Annotated in this window: 19 protein-coding genes; 9 read left to right on the forward strand and 10 right to left on the reverse strand. The window is 52.9% G+C overall.

All coding sequences use genetic code 11. The features are described from left to right. Positions 1–375: 375 nt before the first annotated feature. From M2397_RS17205 to tnpB, 6 genes are all read left to right on the forward strand, one after another. A complete protein-coding gene (locus M2397_RS17205; protein ID WP_131698271.1) occupies positions 376–1,932 on the forward strand; it encodes a methyl-accepting chemotaxis protein in 1,557 nt (518 codons plus the stop codon). 420 nt (positions 1,933–2,352) lie between these two features. Next, positions 2,353–3,807 (forward strand): site-specific integrase, encoded by a 1,455-nt coding sequence (locus tag M2397_RS17210; RefSeq protein ID WP_259244138.1) that lies wholly within the window; start codon positions 2,353–2,355, stop codon positions 3,805–3,807. Positions 3,808–4,172: 365 nt separating this feature from the next. After that, complete coding sequence (locus M2397_RS17215; RefSeq protein WP_259244139.1) at positions 4,173–5,483, forward strand: hypothetical protein; 1,311 nt, start codon at positions 4,173–4,175, stop codon at positions 5,481–5,483. A 4-nt stretch (positions 5,484–5,487) separates the two neighbouring features. Beyond that, complete coding sequence (locus M2397_RS17220) at positions 5,488–6,744, forward strand: AAA family ATPase (RefSeq protein ID WP_259244140.1); 1,257 nt, start codon at positions 5,488–5,490, stop codon at positions 6,742–6,744. A 220-nt stretch (positions 6,745–6,964) separates the two neighbouring features. Further along, complete coding sequence (gene tnpA / locus M2397_RS17225) at positions 6,965–7,282, forward strand: IS66-like element accessory protein TnpA (RefSeq protein ID WP_084317901.1); 318 nt, start codon at positions 6,965–6,967, stop codon at positions 7,280–7,282. Between the two features lie 77 nt (positions 7,283–7,359). Further along, the gene (gene tnpB, locus M2397_RS30550; protein ID WP_139273005.1) at positions 7,360–7,581 is read left to right on the forward strand and encodes an IS66 family insertion sequence element accessory protein TnpB; all 222 of its coding nucleotides are present in this window, start codon (positions 7,360–7,362) and stop codon (positions 7,579–7,581) included. Positions 7,582–7,624: 43 nt separating this feature from the next. Here the strand turns inward: tnpB and M2397_RS17230 are convergent, their stop codons facing one another. The 6 genes from M2397_RS17230 to M2397_RS17255 form a co-directional block, all read right to left on the reverse strand. Continuing rightward, the gene (locus M2397_RS17230; protein ID WP_024678242.1) at positions 7,625–8,188 is read right to left on the reverse strand and encodes a condensin complex protein MksE; all 564 of its coding nucleotides are present in this window, start codon (positions 8,186–8,188) and stop codon (positions 7,625–7,627) included. Further along, the gene (locus tag M2397_RS17235; RefSeq protein ID WP_120733607.1) at positions 8,172–9,578 is read right to left on the reverse strand and encodes a hypothetical protein; all 1,407 of its coding nucleotides are present in this window, start codon (positions 9,576–9,578) and stop codon (positions 8,172–8,174) included. The genes M2397_RS17230 and M2397_RS17235 overlap by 17 nt, the downstream gene beginning before the upstream one ends. Beyond that, a complete protein-coding gene (locus M2397_RS17240; RefSeq protein WP_162947743.1) occupies positions 9,575–12,523 on the reverse strand; it encodes a hypothetical protein in 2,949 nt (982 codons plus the stop codon). Before M2397_RS17240 ends, M2397_RS17235 begins: the two co-directional genes overlap by 4 nt. Positions 12,524–12,525: 2 nt before the next feature. Then, positions 12,526–13,377 carry a hypothetical protein gene (locus M2397_RS17245; protein ID WP_120733609.1) on the reverse strand — a complete coding sequence of 284 codons (852 nt, stop codon included), beginning with the start codon at positions 13,375–13,377 and terminating at the stop codon, positions 12,526–12,528. Positions 13,378–13,944: 567 nt separating this feature from the next. Continuing rightward, on the reverse strand, positions 13,945–14,661 hold the full coding sequence (locus tag M2397_RS17250; protein ID WP_084317905.1) for a toll/interleukin-1 receptor domain-containing protein: 717 nt from the start codon (positions 14,659–14,661) through the stop codon (positions 13,945–13,947). A 75-nt stretch (positions 14,662–14,736) separates the two neighbouring features. Next, complete coding sequence (locus tag M2397_RS17255; RefSeq protein WP_162947744.1) at positions 14,737–14,883, reverse strand: hypothetical protein; 147 nt, start codon at positions 14,881–14,883, stop codon at positions 14,737–14,739. A gap of 374 nt (positions 14,884–15,257) precedes the next feature. Here M2397_RS17255 and M2397_RS17260 point away from each other — a divergent pair, with 374 nt between their 5' ends. After that, the gene (locus M2397_RS17260; protein ID WP_120733610.1) at positions 15,258–16,169 is read left to right on the forward strand and encodes a YafY family protein; all 912 of its coding nucleotides are present in this window, start codon (positions 15,258–15,260) and stop codon (positions 16,167–16,169) included. A gap of 120 nt (positions 16,170–16,289) precedes the next feature. On the opposite strand, the gene M2397_RS17265 is transcribed toward M2397_RS17260, so the two are convergent. After that, entirely contained in the window at positions 16,290–16,538 is a 249-nt protein-coding gene (locus tag M2397_RS17265) for a hypothetical protein (RefSeq protein WP_259244141.1), read from the reverse strand. 393 nt (positions 16,539–16,931) lie between these two features. On the opposite strand from M2397_RS17265, the gene M2397_RS17270 reads away from it, so the two are divergent. Together M2397_RS17270 and M2397_RS17275 are read left to right on the forward strand one after the other, a co-directional pair. Next, entirely contained in the window at positions 16,932–17,165 is a 234-nt protein-coding gene (locus tag M2397_RS17270; RefSeq protein ID WP_120733612.1) for a hypothetical protein, read from the forward strand. A gap of 32 nt (positions 17,166–17,197) precedes the next feature. Then, on the forward strand, positions 17,198–21,400 hold the full coding sequence (locus M2397_RS17275; protein ID WP_120733613.1) for a radical SAM protein: 4,203 nt from the start codon (positions 17,198–17,200) through the stop codon (positions 21,398–21,400). A 349-nt stretch (positions 21,401–21,749) separates the two neighbouring features. On the opposite strand, the gene M2397_RS17280 is transcribed toward M2397_RS17275, so the two are convergent. The 3 genes from M2397_RS17280 to M2397_RS17290 all read right to left on the reverse strand — a co-directional run bounded on the left by M2397_RS17280 (position 21,750) and on the right by M2397_RS17290 (position 24,296). Further along, entirely contained in the window at positions 21,750–22,193 is a 444-nt protein-coding gene (locus M2397_RS17280; protein ID WP_310521934.1) for a hypothetical protein, read from the reverse strand. Next, the gene (locus M2397_RS17285) at positions 22,174–22,815 is read right to left on the reverse strand and encodes a DUF6036 family nucleotidyltransferase (RefSeq protein WP_240435931.1); all 642 of its coding nucleotides are present in this window, start codon (positions 22,813–22,815) and stop codon (positions 22,174–22,176) included. The genes M2397_RS17280 and M2397_RS17285 overlap by 20 nt, the downstream gene beginning before the upstream one ends. A gap of 428 nt (positions 22,816–23,243) precedes the next feature. Then, positions 23,244–24,296 (reverse strand): hypothetical protein, encoded by a 1,053-nt coding sequence (locus M2397_RS17290; RefSeq protein WP_259244142.1) that lies wholly within the window; start codon positions 24,294–24,296, stop codon positions 23,244–23,246. Positions 24,297–24,481 lie beyond the last annotated feature (185 nt).

Below are 24,481 nucleotides of genomic sequence, written 5' to 3' on the forward strand. Positions count from 1 at the left end.
GACCATTTGTTTTCCTACCTAAAAAAAACCATAAACCTTTAAATACCTGGTGACGGCCTCCTGTCTTTCGATAGTTAGCCGCAAACATTCTGGCCAGCCAGAACTCGGTCCTTCTGGATATTCGACTAAAGCACAAGACAACATTGTGGGTCTCAGAGAACCAACTTAGTTTACTAACCACCATCCCCGCCAACGCCTGAAAAACATAAGGCTGTATCCTTTCAGTAACACTACAGCCCATGAACACCACCTGGCTATATTTTTTCACACAAGGTCCAAGTTGAGGTGTGGAACATGCTGAAAATTAAAGCACTGGAGGTCTTGGTCGACACTCAGGGGATCAATAATCAACCTGCGTTATTTTCGGGAGTCTGTATGTTTGGCTGGATCAGCAATATCCGAGTCAGTGCTAAATTAAGTTGGGGGTTCGGCCTGGTGCTGGGGCTTGCGCTCTTGCTGGCCGCGACCGGCTGGTACGCCGTTGTGACACTGACCGAGCGCGGGCTTAAGGTTGAAAAAATTGCGCAGATCAGCAACTACACCAAAGACTTGCGAATCATCCGTTTGCGCATCGGTACCAACGCTCCAGCGGATGCCTATCAACCCTTGCAACAAACCCTGGATCAACTTGCAGCCCATCTGCACAGTATCCGGGAACTGTTTATCGAGCCGATGGATGAAGACCTGATCCAGCAGCAGGAAGATGCGGTCAACGAGTACGGAAAACGCCTGCACGACCTGTCCACGCCTGACATTGACCAGGCGGCGCTATTTAAACGGATGGGGCAGTTGGGTGACCTGTTACTCGACACCACGCAAACCCTCATTCAATCGCAAAATACCAAACGCGATGCCGATGCCGCCTCTGCCAAGACGCTGCTGGGACTCGTCGCGGCCCTGGCACTGTTGCTGGGTACACTCGCCGCCTGGGTCATCACCCGCCAAATCGTGAACCCACTGCAACACACGCTCCAGGCAGTGAACCGCATTGCCCAGGGTGATTTGACCGAACCTGTAAAGGTCGACCGGCGTGACGAGTTGGGCCAACTGCAATCAGGCCTTGCGCAGATGATGCACAACCTTCATGAGCTGATTGACGGTATTCGCTCCGGTGTTATCCAGGTGGCCAGCGCGGCCGAGCAGTTGTCGGCAGTCACCGAGCACACGAATTCCGGCATCAGCAATCAAAAAGCCGAAACGGATCATGTGGCCACCGCGATGAACGAGATGACCACCACTGTTCACAACGTCGCACGCAATGCTGAAGAAGCCTCTGCGGCCGCGTCCAGCGCGGATCAACAAGCCTGCGAGGGGGAGCAAATCGTGGGTGAGGCGATTGCGCAGATCCAACGCCTGGCGGCAGAACTCAACCAGTCGGCCGAAGCGGTGCGCCATCTCCAGGAACAAAGCGACAAGATCGGCGGCGTACTGGATGTAATCAAAGCCGTCGCCCAGCAAACCAACCTGCTGGCGCTGAACGCGGCCATCGAAGCGGCCCGCGCCGGAGAGGCTGGCCGTGGCTTCGCAGTGGTGGCAGACGAAGTCCGCAGCCTCGCACTGCGTACCCAGCGCTCCACTGAAGAAATTGAAAGCCTGGTCGCCGGGGTACAGAGCGGCACCCACGCCGTCGCCTCAGGCATGGAAAGCAGCCGGGTACTGAGCGAAAGCAGCGTGGAATGCACCCATCGGGCGGTCAATGCGCTGGAGAACATCACGGGCAAGGTCTCAATCATTCAGTCAATGAATCAGCAGATTGCCACGGCAGCGGAACAGCAAAGCGCCGTCACCGAGGAGATCAATCGCAGCGTGATCAACGTTCGCAACATCTCCGACCAGACGGCCAACACCTGCGAAGAAACCGCAGCGTCGAGTAACGAGCTGGCGCGGTTGGGGCATGAATTGGAGCGGTTGGTGGAGCGGTTTAAGGTTTAAGGGGCGCAAGGGCGGCTGCCGGTTTACGGTAGCCGTTCGCCCATTAGCTTCAAGAATAGTCTCCAACGGGCAACCCCATGAATCCTTCTAACTGGTTAGCTCAGTCGGAACCTGCTAACAATTGCACTAAGATCTGTAGCTTTCGCGGGTTTTGCGCAGGCACAAAAAAGCCGATCTATCTGATCGGCTTAAGAGTCTGATTTACTCAGGAATAATGGTCGGGACGGAGTGATTCGAACACTCGACCCCTAGCACCCCATCTCCTTTTTCGTACTTCTTGAAAGCTTCCAAAATTTTACTCTGGATTTTTCTAAGCTAGTATTTACTTGAGCTCCAGCGGTGTTCTGCTCTAGGAGAGTCCAGTAACGTCCATCAAGAGCCGACGTTTTTGTGGGGGTAAAAGTAGGGGGAGTCCGTTTCATGGCCAAAATCACCATCAAAGAACTCGAGTCGCTGACCGCCAACGATGCAGGCCGAATCCTCCGGGAAGATGGCAATCTCGCGGGTCGAATTTCCCTGCGTAAGGACGGCGTGTCGGTCAGCTTTTTCTATCGCTATCGGTGGGGCGACCAGAACAAAGAATACGCCTGCGGGTCCTGGCCACGCAAATCCCTGACGGACATTCGCAAGGCCCGCAACCAGGCACGGGCACTCATTGATGAGCAAATCAATCCCAACGAGCACAAGAAAACTGCCAAGGCACAGGCATACGCCGCGGCTAACGTAGAGGACGAACAAGTAAAAACGACGAAGGTGCAAACGCTGACCGTCCAGGATCTGGCCAAGGCCTGGCTGTTGGATGGCGTCGCGCGTAAAGATGGCAACGCCGAGTTGCAACGACGCTTTAACAAGGACCTTTTGCCAGCACTCGGCAAGACCGCAGTGAGCAGCGTCTCCGAACACGATGTTCGGGCGCTGATCCGCACCGTGGTCAACCGCGGCGCTCACCGGCAAGCCATCAGTTTCTTCGCCGACCTTTCCCAGATGTTTAGCTGGGCTAGAAAGCGCCAACCTTGGCGGGTCTTATTGATCGAGGGTGATCCAACTGAGCTGGTCGACATCTCCCCTCTGATCCCAGCTCACTACGAGGCAGAAAGAAGCCGCATCCTTTCCCCGGCGGAGCTGTTGGAACTGCACAATCGTTTCCAGCAAATGACCGCCGATTACGACGCCCTCCCCGCGGGACAAAAATACGACGGCATTCGGCCGCTAAAGAAGGAAACGCAGCTCGCGCTCTGGATCAGCCTGGGCACCTTGTGCCGGATTGGCGAGTTGCTGCAGGCCGAATGGAAAAATGTCGATCTGGACCAGCAGACCTGGTTCCTCCCCAGTGAAAACGTCAAGGGCACCCGGGGCAAGAAGCAGGACCACCATGTCTTCCTCTCCCCCTTTGCCCTGCATTTCTTTCAGGAACTCAAAACCCTGACGGGAGATTCACAGTGGTGTTTTCCCAACAAGCAGGATGAAGGGCATGTGGACGTGAAAGTGGTGAGCAAGCAAGTCGGTGACCGCCAGGCTCGCTTCAAAAACCGCAAGGCCCTCTCTAGACGGCGTCATGACAATACCCTGGTCCTGGCCGACGGCCAGAACGGCGACTGGACGCCGCACGACCTGCGCCGTACGGGCGCAACCATGATGCAGGCTTTGGGGGTCAGCCTGGACGTCATCGATCGCTGCCAAAACCATGTGCTGGCCGGTTCTAGGGTGAGACGCCACTACCTGCATCACGACTATGCCGAAGAGAAGAAACGTGCCTGGAATCTGCTGGGCGATCGACTCAGTGCTGTGTTGTCCTCCGCCTACGAGCACCCTCCGGCCGAGTCGATGATTTCTTTCCCAGCCTATACCGAGAATGGATTGCTACCGACTTCATAAGTCGGCATCTTCAGTACTGAGTAATCATAGTTTCGTATGACATCGCCGAGCGCGCTATTTGGCTCGATTTCTGCCCATCATGACCGGCAAAAGTCGGCCAGCAGTTGCCAGTCGCACGGCTAAAAAAGTAGCGGCGATTCAGCCGCTGGCAACGAGCCAAAAGCAGGCACTCAACGCGTCTACTAAACCGGGGACGATTCACCTTGCGTGGTTAAACGAACTCCCACTTGTGCGGCAGCAACAGTGTAAGCCAGCCGCACATCATGGACGCAGCGCGAAGACTGCAATTTTAAAAGCGCGCGCTAAATTGCTAAGCTAATGGCACTCTGCTAGCGTCTCCTGACTTATAATCAGAAGGGAATCGTATGGACGCGCAGGGACAGGTACGCATCTGGCTACTTGAGCAGCCGGACTGGCTTCAGGAGGCTGCTGATCGGCTGCTTAAAAACGGTGATCTCACCCAGGATGACATTTCCCAGATTACCGCACTGTTAAAAACGCCGTCAGGGCAGGCCGTCTCGAAACATCGAACATTCGATGAGCTAACACACGCTCCAGCTGGCTCTGTGCTCCGATTGCGAAGTATTGCAGACGTCACAGGAATTGAGAGCCTTGGTCCCAGGGCGCCTTTAGACTTTGGTACCGGCAATTTAACGGTTATCTACGGGCATAATGGCTCCGGCAAGTCCTGTTACACGAGGATTCTGAAAAAAGCGACAGGCAAAGCTCGCGCCAGTGATCTCAAACCAAACGTTTTCCAAGCGGCTCCAGCTTCCAGCAAATGCACCCTCAGCTTTGAACTGGATCAGTCATCGGAAAGCGTTGAATGGCATATCACCCACCCCGCGATTGAACAATTGCGGGAGATAGACATCTTCGATAGTGAAGAGGCGCTCCATTACCTGAAAAGCGAAAGCGCGGCCACGTACAGCCCGCCCATCATGGGTTTGTTCGAGAAGCTGGCCAATGCGACTGATTCGGTTAGGGACACCTTGCAGGCTGAACAAGATCAGCTTGTGAGCCAGCTCCCGGCTATCCCCGCTACCCTCAAAGACACGAGCGCCGGCAAGAGCTATCAAGGCCTTAGCGCGCTGGCACCATCAGCTGTCGATAATCTTTTACGCTGGACTCCAGAGAACGCAGGTAGTTTAGAAGCGCTCAATGAACGACTGAAGACCAGTGATCCCTCATCGCTTGCGAAACAGAAACGCGACACCTGCGTCCAAGTAACCAATATCGTCAAAGGCATCAAGATAGCCGTGGCGGCGTTCGGCGCTGAGCAGATCCAAACTATCCGCACTCAGCGATCAAACGCCCGTGACAAACGACGTATTGCGATCGAAGGCGCGCAGGCCAAATCAGCGATTTTAGAAGGCGTCGGTACGCCGACATGGAAAGCAATGTGGGAGGCGGCTCGCGCATATTCCCAAACGCCGTATCCGGACCAGCATTATCCAGTTACCGTGGACGGGCGCTGCGTGCTCTGCCATCAAGAACTATCGGCTGAAGCCCAAGATCGACTCAACGATTTCGAGCTGTTTGTACAAAGCCGCCTGGAAACAGATGCAAAGTCTGCCGAGCAAACTTACAGCGAAACTCTCCGTATGCTTCCTAACAGCCCGACGGAGGCCGAGGTACAGACGCAGTGCACTGCGGCAGCTTTGAACCACGCCTGAGTGGATGGCAGCAGTGTGGGGCTTTTGGAGAGGTGTCGGAGAATCGAGGAAAGCCCTGCTGGATCACGAGCAGTCAGGCTTGGCGGGTACGGTCCCCGATGTAGCCGCGAATCTCCTTGTACTTGAACAATTCGCGCAGCAGCTGACTTTGGAAGCAGACCAATTCGATCAAGATGCGCTTCAGTTCGACAGGCCGAAAGCTGTCGCTGATAAAACCTCATTGGAGGCTGGCCAATGGGTTTCGCAGCAAAGTGAAGCAGTCAGGAAGGAACAACAGAGGCTCAAGGACCACAAGCTGCTCGACAAACTGAAGACTAGTGCAAGCTCTCGTCGTATCTCTAACAAGGCAACCGAAATCTCCGAAAGCGTGGTTACCGAGTTATACGTCAAGCGCTTCAATGATGAGCTGCGTGCTCTAGGTGCCACCCGAATTCAGGTTGAGTTGATAAAGACCAGAACCACTCGGGGTAGAGTGCTTCATCAGCTCAAACTCAAAGCTCTCAAAAATGGTGATTACTCGCCTGACAAAGTGTTGAGCGAAGGTGAGCGTAGGATCATATCCCTTGCAGCTTTCCTTGCGGACGTTACCGACAAACCAGGTGTCGCCCCTTTCATTTTCGATGACCCAATCTCGTCGCTAGATCATGATTTCGAATGGAAAGTCGCATGCCGCTTAGCTGAATTGGCTAAAGAACGGCAGGTCCTTATTTTTACGCACAGGCTTTCGCTTTACGGAGCGATGGATGACGTTGCCAAGAAAGTTGGTGATTCTTGGAAGAAGGATAACTTCCAGCAAATGTGCATCGAGTCCTTTGGTGGAGCATCAGGACACCCTGCTGATCAAGCAGTGTGGAATAGCTCGACGAAGACCGCAAACAACATCCTGCTGACTCGCGTCAGGGACGCCAAGAAAGCGGGCGAAGATTCAGGTGCAACTGCTTACTATGCCTTAGCTCAAGGTATCTGTAGCGATTTCAGGAAATTAATCGAAAGGTCGGTTGAAGATGACCTTCTGTTTAAAATCGTCGTACGCCATAGGCGCGGCATTTCCACAGATGGTCGTCTGCCTGCCCTTCTCGGGATCACCCGTGAGGATCTTCAAAAAATTGACGAGTTGATGACCAAATACAGCTGCTTTGAGCACAGCCAGTCTGATGAGATGCCGGTACAAGCTCCAGAAGAGCCCGAACTGAAAGCCGACATTGAATCGCTCAAGCAGTGGCGAGATGACTTGGAAGGCCGAAGGAAAAAGGCAGCTTAAACTCAGAAACCACGCAGAACAATCATCTGATTGCGCCGCTTGGCGAGCGGCGCAATCAAGACGATTAACGGATTAACCGTTCGCTGACGACGACTTGGGGTAACCATCCGGGCATCCCACCTTGCGCTGAGGTGTAAGCGAACGGTGAACACGCCTACCGATCTCCCAAATTAAGGGCGATGGTGTCCGCTTATTTTTAAGCGGACGCGATAGCCCTTAAATGCGCCAACGAAGCTCTTACTCCAAGTCGTTCAAAGCCCAGGTTGTCCAGGAATGCCTGCAGCCCGGCGCCTCCATTTCCAGCGTGGCCATCAGTCACGGCATCAATGCCAACGTGATCCGTAACTGGCTACCACTTTTCCGAGATCAACTACCCGCAACCCTGTCGGCGTTTGTTCCGGTAAAGGTCGCCCCGAAAAGGCAGGCCGAGTCATCGGTGATCATCGAGCTGCCATTTGGCGAGCACACCATCACGGTGAAATGGCCGTCTTCCGATCCCGAAGGATGTGTCAGTTTTGTCCGTGGACTTGCTTCGTGATCCGCATCGACGCAATTTGGCTGGCCACCGAACCGATGGATATTCGCTCCGGCACCGAGTAAGCGCTCGCCCGGGTCGTGGCTGTCTTCGGTGCGGCGCAGCCGCACTGTGCTTATCTCTTTGCCAACCGCCGAGGCAATCGCATGAAGGTGTTGGTGCACGACGGACTAGGCGTTTGGTTGGCGGCACGGTGTCTGCATCAGAGGAGGTTTTCCTGGCCGAGTAATCGGCATGGCGACCTAATGGAGCTGAATTCTGAGCAGCTCCAGGCATTGGTGGTATCTATGTCGAGGATGTGATGGAGGGTAAAGAAACCATCTACCAATTGATAAAGCCGGAAACTCAAGCCACCATAACTGCACCTGGTTCAGCATTACTGTACTTAAATACGTCGTCAAAGAACGCTAATCCAGCATGAGTCAATACCAGATTGCCTTTTGCATTCCTGTAGGCGATCCCACGCTGCTCGAGATTTTTCCTAACTGCAGATGCAAGAGCCTCCCCTTTCATGTTGCTGGCAGACATGACATCTTGTTTGTCTTCTCCCTTCCCGATCTCCTCCATGATCCCATCAGACACACCAGCTTCCCCGTCGCGCAGAATATCAAGCTGGTAGCCCTGTTCATGCAGTCCGCGAGCAAGGATCAACAGCAGAACCTGTATTTTCCTGACCACCTCGCTGTACTCCTCATCGCGCTCGACTGAACGGATGTAGATAAAGCCATTCCGCATCACCAACTCAAACCCGATGTTCAAGTACAAGGGCTTGTAGCTCTGATCGTAGTTATTGAGCATCTCTTCGAAGAGCGGGTTGGGTTTTATTTCACCATTCTCGTAGGTGTCTTTGTTGATCACCTTCCCCGACATCAACTCTTTGTAGATGGCTTGGCTAAGCTGTTGTCTCACTGCCCTGCTCCTCGATCCTCAATTTGTAATAGGTCAACTTCTGCCTGTCATCCTCAATCACCCCTAACTGGAATCGAGGGGTTAGCACAATGTCCTCTCGGTGCTTTAGCCAAGACACGCCTTCCACTAGGTCAGCAATTTCGTAGTCGCTGATCTGCTGGGCCAGATGTGCGTGAAGCGACGCATGGGCGTCAGGCCCAACCTGAACATGCCACTCATCTATCAGCCTTCCAATTAGTTTTCTGCGCACGTCTAAAGCACGCCTGGCTTTGAGCACGTCCTCTCCAACTGGCTCAACAGACGTTGTTGTTACTTGGGTATTTTTAAGTGAATCCAGGCTACTCCGCAGATGCTCCTGAATGTGAAGCCAATGGTCTACGTTGTGCCATTCAATCTTGCTATCGGCTCTCTGCCTCTTCATGCCTTTGAAGGTAGAGAAACGCTCCAGTACCTCATGATCTTTAGGGATGAGGTTGCCCCTTAGTTTCCCGTCATGGAGCTCCCGACAGGCAGCCAGTAGATCGTTGAAAACACTCTCAACCTGGTCGTACTCACGACGCTGACGTTCATTCTGATGCACGTAGCGCTGCAGAGACTTGCTGATGACCTCCACGTCGTAGCGATAGGAGCGAATGGATGCCACTGCATAGAGAACCTGCTGACCCAATTTTGGCAACTTGGCATCGCGGAACATCTCGGATATCCGCAGCAAGGCAGTGAGTGCCGGCAGGCCTTTCTTCAGAGGTTCCCTCTCGTTGAGGAACTGCAATGTGGGGAGAACATGCCTACCGTAGATTCGGGTGATCGCCTGCAAAGCACCGCGAGCCTGCTTCACCTCGTCGAGGTTCTCAAGGCTCATCACTTCGACGATCTCCGCCAGGCGAAGAGTCTGCCCCTGAAGACTGTCCACGTTCTCCTTGATCTTCCCTTGAGCGTAGCGGATGCGTTCCCGGAGTAGCTTAAGCTCATCCTCGAACGTGTCGCTCCCCTGCTCAATCACTGTCAAATCGCGAAGCTTTTCAAGACTATCATTGAAGCTGTCGCACAGCGCCTCAAGATCGGCGCTACTCAGCTGTCGAAGACGCGATCTATCAAAGTGGCGAAATAACTCGATCAAAAACGGGGCGAAGGCAATGACTCCTCGCTTGGTGTCATGGTGCAATATCAGGCTTGCTCGGACGAGGTTACGCACGTCGAAGGCCGCTTCAATTTTTTGCCGATCGGACTTACTGTCTCCCAGCGAATCAAGCAGCTTCATCACTTTGGACTCGTACAGACGAGTTGACACTTCTTCGCCAGCCGAGCCTTCATCCATGATGTCGATAAGATCAAGAAAAATGTGCTTATGCTCGATCATGAGCATGACCGTTTTGTCTGCTGCAACGATCATCCGGCAGTGATCTCCGCAACAGCATCGGCGGGATCTTTCTTTGTTCTCAGCGACTCGCTTTCACCTGTGTAGATCACTCGACGTAAGTGGCTGTATGCCCTGTCGGTGGCGAGAAAATGCGAAAGGTCGATGTAGTTTTCGATTACTTTCGCGATAGTAGACGTCGGCTCCGGCGTTGCCCCGAACAGCACGAACCCTTCTGACTCAGCGATGCCACGCGCAGCCTTCAGATTCAAGTGGCTCAGATTCGACAGCTCATCCATTACCAATGGCAAACAGATCTGTGTATTCGCAACCAGCAGCCTACGCAGAAGAATCGATAGCAGGCGGCAGTTAATCATTGCCGTAGTACCGTTGGATTGATCCTCTTCGGTGTACTTGTCATGCCCACGCTTGCGGTACCGATATCCAACCCGATCAATCAGTAGGCTCATATCCAGGGTGGTCCCCCGACGGCCACCGTTAACAAAGAACTCGGTACAGAAAGCTCGTAATCGTTCATACAAGCGCTTCTCGTGGAGCCCGGTTGTCATGAGGTTTATGGAGTCAATATCGACCAACAGCTCTTCGAAATGGGGATTCAATACGCAGTAAATCTCGATCGCCTCGAGGTCAGACACACTGAACTCCGAAAGCTGGTCATCTACCTCTTTCTCGAACTCCTTGATCATCCTTCTGGCGTGTTTGATTTCGTCGATTTGAATAGAGGTATTCGAGTTATGCGCGGTGACCTTGGCCTGGTAGGTCTGCTGCTCACCTTCCAAGGTGCCAAACACCGCCGCGAAAGCTCTCCGACAGCTACGCATCCGACTCAAGTCATGGAAAGCATGGTAGCCAAAGTCTCTGCCCTCTTCGCCCAGCAAGTTACGTTTCAGCAGTTCATCCAAGGCCACTTGCAGAGCTTCTCTGCTCTTGGCTACCTCAGAAGCGAACTGGGAAATCTCCTTGATCTGGCTAGGGTGAAAGAAAGTATCGCGAGCTTTCAGCTTCATTTCGCGGATCGAAAGGAATCCTAAAGTGATCTCAGCTACGTTCCGGATCTGCTCAAGGTAATTGCGCAGATCTTCGTTTTCCTTCCTGACCCTGGCGAGCACTTCTTTTGCGCGCTCAACCTGTACCGCTAGGTCCTCCAGCTCGCCGGCGGCATCCGCCACACTCTCATGTAGCTTGGCCAACTCTACCGTCTGTTCCCCCACCTCAAGTTCCAATGCTTTCTGCTGCTCGCGCATGTAGCCATGCCGACTGAGTAGTTGAACCTCTTCATCAATTTCAATCCGCTCGCGGGTCAGCTTCTTAGCTTTCTCCTTGGCCTGCTCAGCAGTCAACTTACTGTCATCGTTTAGGCGCTGAATGAGGTCATCACAGTCCTTGATATCGTCATCCAGTTTGATCAGGTCTTGCTCGTGCTGCTTCCTTGCTCTGGTCGGGTCGAAAGACATGAAACCAAATGAGGTCTCCTGGCTCAGGAAGCTGATGAAAGAACCTCGCTCCTGGAATAGGCAGCCAAACTCTTTGATGGCTTGCTTCTGGTCAGAGTTGAGTCGAGGAGTCAACTTGGTGAACAGCGTAGAGTTCAAGCTACTCAGAACCGACGCACTGTGACGATCGATCTGCTCGAGAACAGTTTCCACATGTTCATCAAGAATTTTTCGGAGTTGGTCGCGCTGATGGAAAAGACTGTTCTTATTCCTGATCGCCTGGGCTAGTTGTTCAGCGCTCTGAACCTTGTTTGTCAGGGTCTCGATCTCTGCGGTCAACTCTGCGGAGAGATCGGATAAAAGCTCGCGGACCTCATGCTCTGTTGTGCCAGGGTAACGCCGAAGAATCTCGCTGACCTTGAATAGCTGCTTTTGGACACCGTCCAGATCCTTATGCCGGAGACTCAGTGCTCCAGCCAGCTTCAGATACTCAGCCTTGACCAGACCGTGGTGCTGTCTCTTAGCTGAGTGAGCCACATCAAGAGCCTGATATCTCTCGGATGCTGCCTTAACATCATCAAGAATGCTGGACTGCCTTTCAGCCAAGGCATGCTCAACATCGACGATACTCTGAACGATCAGTTCGGATTTCGTCTCAAACAGTTGGAACTGGTTATCAAAGCTCTCCCAAGACCTCCGCGCGCTTTCTATGTCCGCCAGGCGATCGCCTTCTTTTTTCAGGTTCTCATAGTCATCGAGGATCTCGCTCAGGCTGACACTCAGCTCTGCATTCTTACGGTCCTTATCCCCCTCGATGATCGTAGCGATAGTATCCGGCAGAGTGCGGTTGTCCTTCGCCCCAATGTCGAAGGCCAGGTGGATTAGCATCTTCCACGCTTCGATCTCGCGTGCTGTACCGCCATTCCTAAGAGGCAGCAAGCAGAATCGGCCCTCCTCACGATTAAGAGCCTGTTGACCGAAGAGCCGCTGGCGAATGACAGCACCGTCGTTCATTGCCTCCCCGCCCCGAGCTCGGAGATCCGAAAGCACACCAGAAAGTGAGATGCCTTCTATCGGAGCCCCCATGCCTCCATTGATGGGCGACTCAAGGTCCCAAAACATGTGCTGGATATCGGCATACATGCAAGGTACTGCCATACGGCCGTATGAGAATGGTCGATTCCCTCGGTGCAGGACCAAACAGAACGGGCCGTGCATGTTCTCTGCTTCGAGGATGATGAAGGAGTGGTTTTCGGGGAAATAGTAGCTGTAGCTAGCATCAGTCGAGTAGTACGTCCCGGCCGGCCCCTTGAAGGCGAATTTCTTAGCGCAGCTCTTGAAGTTCTCGTGTGGCAGCAAAAAAAGCTTCAATGCATTCAACATCGAGGTCTTTCCGAGGTTGTTCTGGCCACACAAAGCGGTGTGCTTGTCCACGCGGATTACGGTGTAGGCATAGGCAGCACTGTTAACAAAAATCAGCCTGTGGAATTTGTATACATCCTGGAACGCAGAGGAATCGCTCAACATCATCAGTCCCTTGTCGTTGTCGACATCAAATAGGTTTCCTGCTCTAGCGCTTTTTGGCTGTCTCGCATAAGTCCGATCAGCTCATTGGTTTCCTTGGATAGACCAACGAACTCAAGGAGATCTTGTCTCGTTTGCTGATTTAGTGAGTATTTGGAAGCGCTTAACCGGTGTGCGATATCATCAGGGTACACAAACACGACCCGGTGCCCGTCTGGCAGCCCTTTGAGAAGGGTTCGATACATTGTCAGTCCACCTAAGTCGACATCAAAAAGGCAGTACAGCCTCTGGTATTGGCTGAGAAATGGCATATTCAGTCTGTTGGTGATCTGATTACCGGCGCTGAAAATGACATCGAAACTTTCACTTTGCTCAGCTACGCCACAGTCGGCCAGGATGTCGACGGTCTGTTTGAGAGCTAGGAAATTCTCGAGATTTTCCACCAGCAACGCCGCTGGCCGGAGAGTGTTAGGTGCTTCCCATCCATGCTTGCTCAGAAGAACTACGCTTGGATGAGGATGGACCATGCTTCGTGTTATCAAAAGCGAGCCGCTTACTGCTGCTGCGTGGCTACTTCCGTCCAAAGCAGCACCAATACGACCCGCAACTTCTGATGGAGCGTGTTCACGAATCAGCTCCGCAAAGCGATCCTCACGCAAGATAGCCACCTGATAGCTGCTCTTTCCAATTTTCGACGTTGAAAACGTATCGAACAGATAGCCAGCACCTTTGCCATGCTTCTTCAATTCCTTAGCAAAAGCCTCAAAGTTGATCGGCTGACCAGAGCTGATTGAGTTCAGATAGGTGTAGATCCTCGACATTGCATCCCTTGCGCTCTGCGAAACAAGTGAAACCATAAGGTTTCTTGGCTGAAGCATATACCGCTCGTCGCGGCTACCGAGCTAAACGGCCCACCCGATTGAGCTGCCGCATACATGATGCGCCAGTCACCGAGCAGCTCTATTTCTCTGAAAGCATTCCAACGCATCCTTTGGGTTATTCGCAGAACACACCTGATGCAATGTCCGTTGGACTTCATACTCAGCGTATTCCTTTACCATCAACCCACTCCTCCTTAGAAATTCCATTCGGACCATCACCATAAAGGCATATTGAAATCACTCCCCCTCCATGGAGAATCGCCTGCACTACTTTTCCACCATGGATAGCCGTCTCGTGTAACGCCTTCGCGGGTAAAAGTATCCAAACAATACCGTTGGGTGACTGCCTAAAAATTGCTGCTGCAACTCGACCGTTGACGGCATCCTCAGACTGCCTTCAGCTTTTGACAACAGGCAGCAATAGGCCCAAATCGGTCTCTTAGTCGGAGCTAACAGCCCTGCCGAAGGCAGGTCTGTTAAACCGTAGAGGATAAAATGTACGAGCATCCGCATCTGAATGCCGAAACTGTGTGAGCAAAAGAGCTAGAGCGCTACCAGCTCGGCGATTTTTGCCGCAACCACCGCCATTGAATCTTCTGCAGTGTCCAAGCCGCTTCGGGAGGCGAGCAAGGGACTTACATTGCGGAGAGCTTCATACGTCGTGTTGTGCACAATGGGAACGAGCTGGTTACCCGCCAGGAGTGCCGAAAGTTCTTTGTCAGCAACACTCTCTTTGGGAAGGCGCGTCAGCAACGCGGGAGTGACCAGCACAAGCCCAATTCGCGAATTCGCTAAGCCCTTGTCGATTGTGCGCATCATTGGAACACCGAGACCTAGGTCCCTCTCGCTAAACCAAACTTTGACACCAGCCGCCACGAGCAACTCGTGCAGCTCTTTGGCAGGTCCGTGCCGATCGTCCCATGCGTGGCACAGGAAGACGTCACGAAGGTCAGGTTGCTCCGCTGCTCGCGTCTCAACGGTTTCGCGAATTGGAGTGAGGGACTGCACCTGGGCCGGTGAGTACGATACGGATGAACCTGGTCTCGACCAGCGCGGCTTTGAACTGCTGCTGGACCCGCCACCACCACCGCCGCCACTGTTAGCATGGCTACCTCCATTGCCGACCGAGGAGGAGTAGGACGAGCCATAACCGTCATAGCGAGAACTACTGCGGGAACTGGTGCGATAGCGGCATGCAGGACAGGCAGCGGCAGCGGCCGCTGAGTTATGTCCACGTACTGGTGCTGTACATCTAGACATGTCGTAATCCTTTTATATGGGGAGCGACTAGCCCCAGGGCACAAAACGTGCCCTGAGCTCTGTTAAGCGACTAAATCAACTGCTCGTTTTTGGTCGAATGACAATGCGGAACGGTTGGCCGTTAGCACGTCGAATCACCTTCCCCGATTTGGTGGTGATCGTCATGCGATAAATGACCTCGCCTTCCGCCTCGGGCTTTTCGAACATCTCAAGCTGGGACATAAAATGTCTCCTATGAGGTGGCTCGAACACAGAACTCGCTCCCTTGCGGAGGGAGCCCATAGGGGCTACCATCCACAAGCTTTTTCCACAAAGCGCGAGAGACATCTGGAACCAATTCAGACGTCTTTTCCCAAAGGCCGGTCAAGTTCGTACCTTGACCGGCCTTTCTGTTTCTGGCGCTCTGACATCCCATCCAAGCCTCCTTTTTGAATCGCCTAAGGTGCTATGGATAGATATGTATCACAACCATAAACAAACCATATCATCATCATTTTGATGACGTCAAGCACTCGTGTGTTATCATTGTTGCTAGATGCGCCCGATCAGATATTGGATATCCAGCAGGACAGGTAAGAAGGCAAGACGGAGAGCAAATGATTGATTTGAGCGAATACAGCCAAGCGCAACGGGAGCGCCTGGTGTACATAGATTTTCGCCTGTACTTCACGGGGGCCGTTTCACGAACTGATCTCATGGATCGTTTCGGGGTGGGCGCGGCCGCTGCCACCCGCGACTTCGCGCAGTATCGGGAGATTGCTCCTGAGAACACTGAGCTGGACACTGTGACCAAGCATTATGCGATACGCGAGACGTTCTCGCCTCTAATCGTGCACTCGCCTGAGCGCGTGCTCACGGCGCTTTCCCAAGGGTACGGATACGGTCTAGATGGAGAGAAGCCACTCATTCTGAACGAATCCATTTCGCTGCTCAGCAAGCCAAAGGTAGAGGTTTTGGCGCCGATCTCGCGCGCGATCAGCCTCCACCAGGTGGTAAAAATCAGCTATACCTCGGGGTCGGGCGAGTCTGAGCGGGAAATCGTGCCGTTCGCGGTCAGCTGCGATGGCTTGCGCTGGCACGTCCGAGCGTACGATCGGAAACGCCAGAAATTTGTGGACTTCGTTTTGGCTCGAATCGGTACGGCTCAGACTCAGTGGGGGGGTAAACCCAAGAACGACGAAAACCAAAAGCACGATGATCAGTGGAATAGAATGCTGGATCTCCCGCTCGTGCCGCACCCTGATAAGAATTATGCGCAGATTGTGATGCTCGACTACGAGATGCCTGGCGGTGTGCTCAGACTTCGAGTGCGCGCAGCGATGGCTGGGTACGTCCTACAGCAATACCACGTGGACTGCTCACCCGACCACAGCATTGAAGACAATGCATACCGCCTATGGCTCAGTGATCCCTTGGCTCTCTATGGGGTAGAAAGCTCAATGTTCGCGCCGGGATACAGAAGCCCAAATGGAGACTTGGGCGGGAGCGATAAAGTTGGAGCCAGTTGAACGAGCTGCGCTTTGAATGCTTGAGCTAGAACACATTTGACCTAGATCTCAGTAACAGAGGGGTTCTTGGGGCTCATTGTGCTGGGGCGACCATAGATTTTATGGCTCCCCCTCAAGGCATCAGCTAAACCGACTCAGCAGCTCATACCCCACGTAGGCCATCATCGATCCGAAAAACACGGCCAAAGTGATCGTCAGCTGACGTAGCTTGGCTTGGCTCTGATCAAGGCGGGCGGTCAGGGCGCCAGTATGCTGATTCAACGCCCCGATGATTCTGGCCTGCCCGTCGGACAGTGTGTCAACCAGCACCTTACTGGCCTGCAGTTTTTGGTCTGACTGCGCTTGTGACTGTAGTGAGGCGTCTTTCATGCTATTGAACAGGACTTGATGCACAGCAAGAGTGGCCTTGTGTTGGTGCTCCAAGCGTTGGCTAATCTCTGCTACAGCTGCTTTCAAACCAGAGGCTATTCACGCAGACACCGAATTGCCCCACGTGCCGACGCAAGACTGCCCCACCTCCAAATTGGTACAAATCCAGCGTAGGCGAAGGTTCGAGAGGAGTCAGATTGGATCAGTGGCATTTCGGCAACTGGATCAAATCGGCGTCGCACGAACATGTAGTGCTCTAGAAAGTCGCCGTTCCGTCGTATCACTAGTCGTTTCATCAAGCGAAGTGTGCCTCGCCAGCACGCGAGCCTTCGGGCATGATCAGTTCGGAACTGCAATCGTGTTGTTCGAGCGTTGACGCCAGGATGAATACGCATGGAATGCTTCCACATCGACGAAAGTGGCTACACCGGATTCAACTTACTCAATCCTGAGCAACGCGTTCAGGGAGCGACTGCCGTAGCCATCACAGGTGATGAGGTGCCACGACTTAAAGAACATCCGTTCCGGACAATGATTCCGGAATCAGGCCTTGCGCCGATGAATAACCTAATTGAATCAACAGCAGCCCTACTCTATGGTCCCTTACGCGCTAAGCGCCGCGGTTAACCGCCAATACATCACAAATTCTAGGAGCCAAAATGGCGTACGTGGTGGCTATGCTTGCAACCCGCTGGGGAAGCGAGCTGGGTGGATTAAACGTCTTCAACAAAGGCTTAGCGGAAGGTATGACTCAGGCCCTGCCGAAAGGCAGCAAGACGATCTGCTTTGTAAATCAGCAGCCAATTGTGGGCAGCAGTTCAGTCGCCATCGAACTTATCGAACATACGACGTTCAACGCTTCCACGCTCATGGAGGACATTGCCAAACGCTGCAAAGAGTTCGAGCCAGAAACGTTACTGGGAGTACTAGTGGTTGGACACGATTCCATAACAGGTCGGGTGGCCATCGACTGCGCCAAGGAGCTTAGTGAGCACCTTGGAAGTGGATTTAACGTCAAATCCGCCGTGATTGGTCACATGGACTACTCGGCGTACGCCTTCATGAAAAGTCAGAGCATGCAGGATGTGGTCAATCGCTCCACAATACAGCGAGACATCATCGCGACCGCAGATTGTGCTTTTGCGGTGGGCCCACTATTACAGCGCAACTTCGCATCAGCACGAAGCGCTACGCACCGCCCAAGATCGCCAGTTAGGCCATTAATACCGGGCGTAGACAAAGTTGATTTTCAGACACACGACTCCCGCGTTGACCTGCACATTTTTATCTCGGGACGTCTTAACCGTGACGATGACCCAATAAAAAACTCGGTATTAGCTGTTCATGCGTTGGCAAAGGCATACGAGCGTGGACGTGCAATCAATGCTGAAGTGTGGCGCGCGCGTGGTCAATTATTCGCCTGGGGAGTTGACCCCGATTCTGATCAAACCGCGCTAGACGAGTTAAAGGAGATAGGCAGTAGGGGCGCAGCATTTGCGTTACACGCTGAACCGTTCTCTGACGATCAGGTAGCTCTGCGTCGTCGATTAGCCCGTTGCCATGTTGCACTGATGCCGTCGTGGCATGAGGGGTTCGGACTGAGCGGTTGGGAAGCCCTTTGTGCAGGCGTCCCGCTCGTGTGTTCGGCTCAGTCGGGGCTCGCTATGCTGCTCGAAGATCTGAAGCAGCAATTCCCAGAGATGACATTCAGCAGTGTCGAATTCGTCAATATCGGGGGCAGCACGACCTCAGGCACCCCCAATCCAGCGGACATCGAGAGTTTTGCCGACGTGTTGCTCGAGATCATGACTGACCTCGAAGAGCGTAAGAAGGCTGCTATTGAGCTGGCAAAACTAATCAAACGTGAATTCAGCTGGAAGCGCTGCGCTTCCGACTTACTTGAGGGCACTGGCTGGTACTTACCTGGATCCGTTCATTGGGCATCCCGACAGGCCGTAGGGCAAAAGCAGGAGGAGTCTCGTCTTGTGTTGGAGCGTATTCTCAGTGATCTACACCATCTGGATCTCGAAGAGGATTGGGGCGATTTAACGACTGCGTTCAACAACCTTAGTGATGCCGGCAAGAGCGTCAATGAAGAGAGTAAAGCCGAGCTGCTTATGAAGCTGCGCGCTATCGGCAGCACTATTGGCAATCGCATGGCCGCCACGAGTCCAACCGAAGAAGCTGCGAGAGAGTCTGGACGTATGGACGTGTGTTGGCGCTTCATGGCGGCATGCTCCAACATATGCTTAAGCTTTAGGGAGTTTTCGGAGTCCTTTCCAGAGGCCATGCTGCAGGTGATCTGGAAGGATGAATTTTTAATAAAGGAATTGTTTTACTACGCCTCAGACTTTGCCGAAGAGTTCTCGCACCAGGCGAGCGAGATTGCACCAAAGTTCTTCAAGCCTACACAGTTACCCGGTGCGGCGACCTCATTTCCCACTCGGCTTGCACGCCTTGCCAGCAAATATCCAGAACTCAAGCAGCTCTTTACAAACATTGAAAGTGACCCAGCATTCGCGCTCGAACACGCGCGCTGCGTGAAAGTAACACGAGAGGCGCATGACATTGCTCTAGCCATCGTAGGCGACCCTGGACTTGCGTCGACAGCACTAGCATTAATGGCGTTGGGCTTAGAACCGGCCCGACAGGTGGCCGATCAGACTGTCACTTTTTTCAAGAACTATTATCCGGATGCGGGCAAGGTCAAGGGTCATTGGCGTGGTGACAAGCGCGTCTTTGCAGCGCTTGCTACAGCAAGCCTCCCGACGCAGGTGCTTCTCAAGGTCCTGCATAGCATGGCCCTTGATGAAGATGAGAGTATTCGTTGGGCTGCATTGCATCTCGCGTTCTCACACACCTTGCGGCGACGGCTGGACGCTGCCATTGCTGCAGGGAGCCTCTGCATCGAAAGCTCCCTTAACGAGGAGCTAGGTAAAATTGTGGACATGGCTGTCGGAGCCGACAAGGGCCATCCATGGCTACATCGGGAATTCCTGACTCATTATTTGGAGGAGCGCGCATCGGCTTCAGAGGCCGGTAATCCAACTCTTTTGAGCGTCTTGGATTTTCCCGTGGCCAGATGGTTGATTGGTCCCGTCGTGGGTGGGACAGCGCCTCAACTCCGCGGCCGGACCCATCCGGAAGTGGCTGATACACGTACCGACACCCTACAGGTTGTGAAACGCATACTGCTCGTGTTGCCCCCCATCGACGATGATGAGTCGGGCGCATCACGAACTAGCACTCCTGCGCTAGGCCTGGGCCTGCTGGCGTCTCATCTCGCAGCGCAAGGCCACGACGTGCAGATCGCTGACTGCCACAGGTTCCCGAAGCTGCGCGCTGAAGTGTTGAGCCTGGCGCGAACTTTCGATCTGATTGGATTCAACACTGTGTTTTCCACCATAAGATCAACAATGAATATGCTCGTCGATATTCGCAACCGGACACATAGTACGACGCTGGTAATTGGTGGTCCGGCAGCCAAGCTCAATGCCTGGCAGTTCTCTATGGTGCACACGGAGGACGCCCAGGCAAGCTGGGACTTTGCCGTTGCGACCAATGCAGTAGAGAATCTGTCTACACTAGTGGCGAGTTTGAAAACTTCAGGACAGTGGCCTGCAGCGCAAGGCATTACTGCCAACCTCAAGAGCTGGAACGTCATAGGTCGCGGCATCCAACGATGCAACACGCCGCAGCAACCATCGCTGGAATCGCCGGGGACTGCATGGTCGGATGTTTTGCTTGATCGCCGGATCTATCGCGTCGGCGATAGCCAATATGAGCCGGCCCGAACAAGGTCGAAGTCGCAGACGTTCCATGAGGCTCATCTGGTCATGTCGCAGGGGTGCGACTGGAACTGCGCCTTCTGTACTGAACGCAGGGATAAGAGCGGAGGTGAGCAACGCCGCAAAGTCGGACATGTACTCGCCGAAATTCGCAATCTATCTCTGCAGCACCAAGATATTCGGATTCAGTTCATTGATGACAACTTGCTACCGCAGATAGCTTCGGATGCGAAAAAGGGCGACAACAATGCCAGATACTCTGGGCTCGCATGGGCTAGCGAGTTTCTAGATGGCCTAGAAAAAATCAAGGAAACGACTGGTGATTCTTTTGGCTGGCGTGGAATCTTCCGCCTTGAGGACTTTTTTTCCTACGATCTGGAACTCGACGACTTCATAGACCGATTGCAACGCTCAGGATGTCGCATGCTCGCATTTGGCGTTGAGCATGGGAGCGAGGATCAACGGAGAAAAAATAAGGCAGCGAGTGAACTCGTTACCAATGCCAAAATTTCAGAACTGTTCCTTCGACTTCACTCAAAGGACATTCTCACAAAAGCCTATTTCATGCTTGGCGGCCCATGGGAGACGCAGGAAACTGCACTGCAGACCATTGATTTTGCCGTTCAGAGCGGCGTGACACTGGCATATTTCGCGCTATATAAAGATTTCGCTAAGGCTACTAGTGTTCTGAGCAAAGAGCAGCAAGTAGGAGATCCAAAAGCTAAAGGCTATATTTATTACGATCGACTGGCGCTAGATTGGGACCAAGCATTCGCTCACGCACAAGCATTCCCTGACGAAATGAGTGGGCATTGCGCAATGACTAGCGGCCCTATAACTCCGGAGGAGCTGGAGTGCTACCGGCAGCTTTCAGCACTGGGTTTCCAATTTACGGACTTGGTCAAGTACAACGACTTTCACAATGAGGACTCCGATGGCGGCAATCTCCTACGCAGCATGACATGGGGCTCACCGTCGGAATACTTCAATACTGTACAACAAGCCTACCGGAAGTTTTACTTACGACAGAAATTTGTTGAAGACTACGGTATATTACTGGCGCACGGTTACTGACTTTAACCTTGAGTTTTGTATTTACGGCTCAATAAAATATTTTAGCAGACAGAATCCGACTACGCTTTCGGCACTTTGAAAGAAGCCGTCGACAATCAAATCTGAGAAGGTATCGTGACTTAAGTAGAACCGCCTCAAATCAACAGTTGGTGCTCAGGATAGATCACTCTCTCAAGTATTAGTTTGAAGAGAGTGATTTCGTATGCTCGGGGTACCCTACAGGCAGGCCTGAGCCGCTTAGCGGCTCAGGCCTGCCTGTAGGGTACCCCGATCTACGCTTTTGTCAATTCAACAAAATACACATATAAAAAAACCGGCAACAAACGGCCGGTTTTTTTACAGCACTCACTCAGCACGCCGCTTGCATTTGTCGCTGGGTAGCCTCGAAATGCCTTGTCTGAAAGGGCATCAGCGCTTGAACTTTCAAGCCCAACCCCTTATCTAGCCCCCAAGACAATGCTAATCGATCAACGCGGCCTTTTGTTGCAACGGCATGACTCTGCTTGTGAGATACGACAAGACTCAAAGCACGATTGGCCTCGGACACGCGAGAATCCGTAGCACATGTAAATTGAGTCAGTCGTTCAAACAGATAGCCAGCACGCCTAACCTCAACAGCGCTTCTGCCCTTACGCAAAAATGAGTTCAGTGCAGTTTCAAGGTTATCATTCGAGTACCAAAACGCACGAGCAGCTCTCACCAAGGCAGCGTCATCCGCTTGATCCAGAGGTTGCTTCGCCAGCCGTTCCAATTCAGTCGAGAGGACGGTGGCGCTATGGCGCTTCGTCATCATCGTGAGTCTCCAGATAATCCGCAATAATCCGCTTAAGGATCGAGTGTGGTGGTTCCTTGTTACCAACGTACACGTCAATCGCCTGTAAAGCCAGTCGATTCAGATCTGTGGTCAAGATTAACCCCATCCGTAAGAGCTTTTCAATATCTTCGATGTCTTGCTCAGTAGCACGTCCGAGCTTCGAGATAGCTAGATCCAATGGGGCCGCAATGAAAATATGAATTGGAGAAGCGTCACCAAATTCTTCAAGGCGAATCGCACGATCGAGATAGTCCTCATGAAGTGGCCCAAGCGTGGTATTGAACGTGAGATCGTAGTTCAGGGCAAGGGTTCGCCCTGCAGGATCGACGAACGACTCAGGCGTAGCCCCTAGGCTTTCAATGAGCTCATCCTTGCTCAAAGATCGATCACAGTGAAAAATTTCGCCGTCAATATCTACCGAAACACGGTGATTGGTATACAGGTGTACCGCGACTCCACCAAAAATGATGATTTTCACAGCCCCTGGAGGATATTCCTCAAGCTCCTCTTCAACGCCTTTAAACATCGCCACAACTGCTTGCCCCAGCGGCTTGCTGGTATCGACGATGGCAGGAAGCACATCTGGAGCCTCTACAGTCACAGAATTCCCTCCCTGAGGGTACCAGTTGAAATTTAGAACGAAAATTGACACTAAACCAGCAATTCAAGCAGCGATCCCAAAAGACATTAACTGATTTATTAAAAGCCAAGCACTTATTGCTGAGCAAAATCGTATCAGATATCGACACATAATGCGTTACTCGATGCTCTAAGTGAGGGAGCACACGAACCAGCAAATAATAAGCAGTTGAAAAAACTCCACTCACCAACCAAAGAAATGAAATTGTCACACGGAAATCTCGTGTCCATCCCCACCTCCACAACTCAGCACCTTGATGGCGCGGGTGCGGGAGTTGATCGAGTCGTGACTCTCTGATGAAGTCGTCGATGGCACTGCCGTGATATCGGCCGACGCGTAGTTCACCAAACTAATTCCGGTCCTGAGCAATCAGGACCGGCACTGGTAGTTCAGTCCAATCGGATATCCAACCCAAGCCCCGGCAGGCACCATTCCTGCCAACCTTCGTCTACGGCCGCACGCTCTTCAGCGTTGGCACAAAAATCCTTGGCCAACTCAAACAACGCTGCCACTCGCTGCCGGCGCTGCTCCGTGGTCATCTCGCCTCTGATCCCAACGGTCTGTACAGTCTGGAGAATTTTCGTGCATTGGGCCTCATCCAATCCCTCCGGAAAGATGGAAAAGCACGTTTTCTGACTGACATGCAGCAGCGGTGGCAGTACGCGCAGGATCAATCGGTGCAGTACTTTATCGCCCGTGACCACTGCAGGTGTGCCAATAAATGAATAACCCTGCTGGCGTAGCGTCGGCAGTATCAACCATAGGTTCAAACCCCCCGCCCGGTTGCGCAGGTACGGCACTGTGATGTGGCTGCCCTCAACCTTTTGTCCCGACTGGAAAGCCAGGAAGGAATCCAGATACGAGTAGGCAGGCTTCGTATCCTCGTCGAGTTTGAGCGCCTGCTGACTTTTCAGCACAACCCCTAAGGCAGTCAACATAAGGCTGGAAGTGAAGCGCGGAATATCAGCCTGGCCAATTCGATCAAGCTCAGCCAGCGCCGTATCAACCGGCATCTTCCTCGACAGCAATGATTTCATGATCACCACATAGGGAAAAATGAGGCTGAACTGCGTCTTCAGTGCCGCTTCATTCCTGCGTAAAAGGGCCACTTGTTGCTCGGCGAAATTCGCTCGAAAGTTAAAGCCCAAATCGCACAAGGTTTGAGTCATCGCGTCTATTCGGGTAATCGGGTCAGCGCGAAACTCTGGATTGGAAAACCACTGTTCCATCAGCGCCGGCAACGGATTCAGAATGGACTGGTGCCGGACGTGCTGTGGCAGCTGGCGCGCCCAATCCACTTTACTCAGGGCATTGGTGTCCAGAAATAGCTCATAGGGGCCATCGCCTTTCTTTGCATTCAGAAACGGCCACACCACTGCGCAACCACTTGGTGTGAGCACGCATCGTTCGCCATAAGGCACAGCGATATTAAGTTGCTGCATTGGAACACGAACCTCATCGCATTATAGTTTTTGAAGCCCTAAATCTTATAGGTGACAGGCTACCCTTGCATGGCATCGTTCAAACGCATCCGCTGATTGATGATTGCGTCTCACAACTGTATTCCGGCCGGCGTATTCATCCGCCCTGCACCTGCGGGGATACTGCCCCACTGGCGCCTTTCGGA

The organism is Pseudomonas sp. BIGb0381 (assembly GCF_024809815.1).
GTDB lineage: Bacteria > Pseudomonadota > Gammaproteobacteria > Pseudomonadales > Pseudomonadaceae > Aquipseudomonas.